The sequence below is a fragment of the Azospirillum sp. TSO5 genome, from assembly GCF_003116065.1.
In the GTDB taxonomy this organism is placed as follows: domain Bacteria; phylum Pseudomonadota; class Alphaproteobacteria; order Azospirillales; family Azospirillaceae; genus Azospirillum.
This window is the reverse complement of sequence record NZ_LGQY01000160.1, coordinates 1-5356: the sequence shown is the minus strand read 5'-3', so window position 1 is coordinate 5356 and position 5356 is coordinate 1. Positions and strand designations below refer to the sequence as shown.

The window sequence follows — 5356 nt, the reverse complement described above, 5'->3', positions numbered from 1 at the left end:
GGGTGGCCACCCCCAGCAGCTCGATCCGTCGGAGACACTATAAGCCAAACTCAACATACAAGGGATGGGGAGGGGGCAACAACCAGCACCCCCACCCCCTTACCACCTCAATGCCGGAAGTGCCGCATTCCGGTCAGCACCATCGCCAGACCCTTCTCGTCCGCGGCGGCGATCACGTCGGCGTCGCGGATCGAGCCGCCCGGCTGGATCACTGCCGTCACACCCGCCTCCGCCGCAGCCAGCAGGCCGTCGGCGAACGGGAAGAAGGCATCCGACGCAACCACCGATCCCTTGGTCAGCGGCTCCGACAGGCCGGCGGCCTTGGCGGCTTCGGCCGACTTGATGGCGGCGATGCGGGCCGAATCGACACGGCTCATCTGGCCGGCGCCGACGCCCACGGTGGCGCCGTTCTTGGCATAGACGATGGCGTTCGACTTGACGTGCTTGGCGACGCGGAAGGCGAACAGCAGGTCGGCCAGTTCCTGTTCGGTCGGCGCGCGCTTGGTGACGACCTTCAACTCGGCCGGGTTGACGCGGCCGCTGTCGCGGTTCTGCAGCAGGAAGCCGCCCGACAGCTGCTTGATCATCATGCCGGGCTCGGCCGGGTTCGGCACGTCCTTGGTCAGCAGGACGCGCAGGTTCTTCTTGGTCGCCAGCAGCGCGCGGGCGGCCTCGTCGGCGTCGGGGGCGATCACCACCTCGGCGAACAGCTTGGAGATCTCCTCGGCCGTCTCGGCGTCCAGGCTGCGGTTGACGGCGATGATGCCACCGAAGGCGCTGACCGGATCGCACAGCAGGGCCGACTTGTAAGCCTCCAGCAGGTTGGCGCCTTGCGCCACGCCGCAGGGATTGGCGTGCTTGATGATGGCGACGGCCGGCTGCTCGAACTCCGCCACCAGCTCGAAGGCGGCGTCGGTGTCGTTCAGGTTGTTATAGGACAGCTCCTTGCCCTGCAACTGCACGGCGGTGGCGACGCCCGGACGCTTCTCGCCGGTGACGTAGAAGGCCGCCTGCTGGTGCGGGTTCTCGCCATAGCGCAGGGTCTGGGCCAGCGATCCCGACAGGGTGGTGCGCGGCGGGAAGGTCTCGCCCAGCTGGCCGGCCAGCCAGGTGGAGATGGCGGCGTCATAGGCGGCGGTGCGGGCATAGGCACGCTGGGCGAGCCGGCGGCGCAGGGCCAGCGTGACGCAGCCGTCATGGGTCGCCAGCTCGTCCAGCACCGCCTCGTAATCGGACGGCTCGGTGACGATGGCGACGAAATCGTGGTTCTTGGCGGCGGCGCGGATCATCGCCGGCCCGCCGATGTCGATGTTCTCGACGCAGTCGTCATAGGCCGCGCCCTTGGCGACCGTCGCCTCGAACGGGTAGAGGTTGACCACCACCAGATCAATGCCGGGGATATCGTGCTGGGCCATCGCGTCGGCATGGATGTCGCGGCGGGCCAGGATGCCGCCATGGACGCGCGGGTGCAGCGTCTTGACGCGGCCGTCCATGATCTCCGGGAAGCCGGTGTGGTCGGAGACCTCCTTCACCGGGACGCCGGCCTCGGCCAGACGCTGGGCCGAGCCGCCGGTCGACAGGATCTCGACGCCGCGGGCAGCGAGCGCCTTGCCCAACTCCACCAGACCGGCCTTGTCGGACACGGAGATCAGGGCGCGGGTGATGCGGACCTTGTCGGGGGCGGGGGCGTGGTTGGCTTTGGGCGGGCTCATGGCGTCATCCTGATCGCTGCGGGTGGTGCGTTTGGCCGCAGGCAACCGGGGAGACCCGGACAAGCACGGAAGAAGAAAAGCACGGACGGCCACGGAAATGCCGCTCAGCCGTGCTTATCCCCGTCCGTCCGCCCGCACATTGCCGGTCCGGCCGGACATGGATAAGCACGGCGTGACGAGTCCCGTGGTCGTCCGTGCCCCAAATCCCGTGTTCATCCGTGTTTCCACGCCCCTTCCGAAAGGAATAGGCCCGGCCACCGCGGATGGGCGGGATTTACGCCGCCTTGCGCTCGCGGCGCAAGGCCCATTTCACCGTCAGCCCTTCGGGGCCGCATTGTCCCTGCATCATGATCTGCCGGGTGCGGCGCGGCTCGTCCCCGCTGCCGAGATAGACGCTCTCCGCCACCTCCAGCACGGCGCCGGTCACCCGCATCCGCCAGGCATTGCCGCTGGGCAGGCGCAACAACACCTGATCGTTGCCCCCATTACCCTGTGCTTGGACGGGAACGACCTGCACGTTGGGATGCAGGTGGAAGCGGATGGCGTAGGGCTGCGGCTGCGGCGTGGCGCCGATCACCGGTTCCAGCGTGTCCTCGCCGCGCAGGTCCTCGCCATTGTCGGCCAGATAGACGCGGCGGCGGTGCAGCAGGCCAAAGCCCTTGCTGTAGCCGTTGTGGCTGGCGACCACCAGCATGGCGCCGTCGGATTCCTGCCGCTCGCAGCTGACATTCGTCGGCCGACGGCCCAGCCCCCCCTTCTCCAGCACTTCCGAGGAGTTGGTGTCGGCCACCACCATGGTCGAATGGGCGGACGTCCCGGCCAGCGCCGCGCGCCAGGGGCCGCGCTGGGACGGGTGGCTGCCGCAATTGACGATCAGCCGCTCCTTGTTGACGGAGACCTCCATCGACAGGGTGCCGGCATGGGCGGTGCGGTCCAGCCCGGCCGGCGGCGGCGCGCCGGTGTCGAGCAGCACCAGCGTGCGCCCGGCGAGCAGCCGCTCGAACCCAGTGTGCGGCGCGCTTTTCAGCGGACGGCCGCGGGCGTCGGCCTGGGCCAGCACGGTGTCGATCAGCGCCGGCTCCTCCTCCCGCCCGCCGTTGAACAGGGCAAGCCCGCCATCGACATGGCGGAAGAAGCGCAAGGCCGGCGTCATGCGGTCGATGGCGTGCTGGAGGCTTTCCGGCACCTCTTCCCGCGCGACGCGCAGCACGGCGCGCATGTCGATCAGGTCGCGCAGAACCCGCATCTGGATCGACGGGTTGCGCTCCACATGGCCGCCGTCGGGCAGGATCTGGCGCGGCAGTTCCTTGTCGAGCAGGCGCAGCGCCTCGCGCGCCGCCTTGTCCTGGTCGGGCAGGCAATAGCCGCCATAGAGCAGGCCCTTGATCGCACCGATCAGACGCTCGCCGTCCAGCTTGGCCGGCGCCACCCGCAGCAGGTGGCGCAACTGGCGGGCCATGCTCTCGAACACGCGGGCGCGGAACTCGTCGTCGGCGGACGCGCAGTAGAAGTCGTGCAGACCGATCCAGCTGGCCAGCCGCACACCCAGCACGTCAGGCGCCCAGCTCTGCCCGTGCCAGCCGCCATTCTGGTCCAGCCACGACCACACCAGTACCCGCGCCCGGCGCCGCGCGGTGTCGCCGCCGACCGCCCGCAGGTCGCGCAGCCACTCGAAGCCATGGGCGGCGCGCAGCCAGCCGGCGCTGGCGCCCTGGGGCCGCCAATTGGGCGCACCGTTGGGATCGACCATGATCGGCTGCCCGGCGAAGTTCATCCGCCCGGCCAGCATGGCGTTGCCGTTCTCGGTGTCGCCGGGCCAGGGATCGGGCGGGATCACCGCCAGCGCCCCCGGCGCCTTGCCGCCCAGCATCAGGGCGTAGAGGGGATTCCCATAGGCAAGGCGCGCCATGCCGCTGCGAAACCGTCCGTTCCCGTCGCCCATCTGCGCCGACTCCTTCAGGACCGCGAGCGGCGTCGGCGGCCGGCGGAGGGTGATGATGCGGTGCGGGAGAACACGGACGAAAGCATAGGTCGTGTCGTATCAATTCGCCGCCCGCACCGCAAGACGGGCCTGGGATTTATCCCGAAGACGGGACTTGCGGGCGGTGACCGGACATGAGGAACCGGTCAAGTGGATCAGGCCGGGCGTCGGCGCAGCCGTGCCACGAAGAAGCCGTCGATCCCGCCGAGATCGGCCAGCATGCCCGGAAGGCTGCGCACCTCCCCAACCTCGTTGATCGGCTCCGACAGGCCGCCGAGTTCGTCGGCGGTCACAGGCCAACGCTCCACCCGCCTGTCCTGTTCCAGCAGGCGGGCGATCTGCGCCTCCCCTTCCTCCGGCTGGATCGAGCAGGTGCAGTAGATCAGCGTGCCGCCGGGCTTCACCAGCTCGACCGAGCGGGCGAGCAGCCGCGACTGGGCGCGGGCCAGCTTGGCGATGTCGTCCGGCGTCTTGACGCGCAGGATGTCGGGATGGCGCCGGATCGCCCCCGTAGCCGAGCAGGGCGCGTCGAGCAGCACGGCGTCGGCCGGCTCCTCCGGCTCCCAGGTGGCGGCATCGGCGGCCAGCACCTCGGCCTCCAGACGCAGGCGCTTCAGATTTTCCGTCACCCGTTCCAGCCGGCGGGCCGAGCGGTCGATGGCGGTGACCTGCGCGCCCTGCACCACCAGCTGCGCCGTCTTGCCGCCGGGGGCGGCGCACAGGTCGAACACCCGCTTGCCCCGAAGATCGCCGAACAGCTTGGCCGGCAGCGAGGCGGCGAGGTCCTGGATCCACCATTCGCCGTCCTCGAAGCCGGGAAGTTCGGTCACCGATCCACCCGGCGGGCGGCGCAGCGAGCCGGTCGGCAGCAGGGTGGCGCCCAGCCGCTCGGCCCAGCCCTCCGGATCCGACTTTACCGTGATGTCGAGCGGCGCCTCGTGCAGGTGCGCCTCGACGATGCCGCGGGTGCGGGCGGTGCCGTAGGCGGAGCGCCAGGACAGCCACAGCCAGTCCGGCGTGTTCAGCCGCCCGGCATCCTGCCGCGCCGCCATCTCCGCCCCTTCGCGCCCGATGCGGCGCAGCACGGCATTGATCAGCCCCTTGTAGGGAGCGGCGTTGCGCGCGGCGGCCAGTTCCACCGCCGTGTCGACGGCAGCATGGGCGGGGGTGTTCAGGAACACCAGCTGCGCCGTGCCCAGCCGCAGCATGTCGTGGATGGCCGCCTTGGGCAGACCCGGCTTGGCGAGGCTGGCCTGGATCATCTCGTCGATCTGGCCCAGCCGGCGCAGGACGGTGGCGACCAGCAGGCGGACGAAGCCGCGGTCGCGCGGCTGCAGCGCCGCCAGTTCGGGATGCGCGTCGAACGCGTCGTCGAAGGGAACGGACTTGCGCAGCACGTCGCGCAGCAAGTCGAGCGCAACGCCGCGGGCGGCGAGGGAAGTGTCGGTCATGTCTATGGATCTAGCGCGCCGGACGGCCACTGTCGATACGGGATGGCTGGTGATTCCGGGCTGTGGGGGCCGAAAAAGCGAAGGGCCGGTGCGTTGCCGCCCGGCCCTTAGGTCTTCGCTTCTCTACCGGAGAACTGGAGCGGGCGAAGGGATTCGAACCCTCGACCCCAACCTTGGCAAGGTTGTGCTCTACCCCTGAGCTACGCCCGCGC

The 5356-nt window shown here is 69.9% G+C and carries 3 protein-coding genes and 1 tRNA gene; all 4 read right to left on the bottom strand.

What is annotated here, in order from left to right; genetic code table 11:
* Positions 1-107: 107 nt before the first annotated feature.
* Positions 108-1712 (bottom strand): bifunctional phosphoribosylaminoimidazolecarboxamide formyltransferase/IMP cyclohydrolase, encoded by a 1605-nt coding sequence (gene purH / locus TSO5_RS30795; protein ID WP_109155175.1) that lies wholly within the window; start codon positions 1710-1712, stop codon positions 108-110.
* A 274-nt stretch (positions 1713-1986) separates the two neighbouring features.
* Positions 1987-3654: a heparinase II/III family protein gene (locus TSO5_RS30790; RefSeq protein ID WP_109155174.1), complete on the bottom strand. Its 1668-nt coding sequence runs from the start codon at positions 3652-3654 to the stop codon at positions 1987-1989.
* 194 nt (positions 3655-3848) lie between these two features.
* Positions 3849-5144, bottom strand: coding sequence for a transcription antitermination factor NusB (locus TSO5_RS30785; RefSeq protein ID WP_109155173.1), 1296 nt, complete (start codon positions 5142-5144; stop codon positions 3849-3851).
* A 135-nt stretch (positions 5145-5279) separates the two neighbouring features.
* Positions 5280-5354, bottom strand: a tRNA-Gly gene (locus TSO5_RS30780).
* Between the last annotated feature and the right edge of the window lie 2 nt (positions 5355-5356).

Coding starts and splice junctions, on each gene's coding strand:
- purH (WP_109155175.1), bottom strand. CDS start 1,712: ATGAGCCCGCCCAAAGCCAACCACGCCCCCGCCCCCGACAAGGTCCGC.
- TSO5_RS30790 (WP_109155174.1), bottom strand. CDS start 3,654: ATGGGCGACGGGAACGGACGGTTTCGCAGCGGCATGGCGCGCCTTGCC.
- TSO5_RS30785 (WP_109155173.1), bottom strand. CDS start 5,144: ATGACCGACACTTCCCTCGCCGCCCGCGGCGTTGCGCTCGACTTGCTG.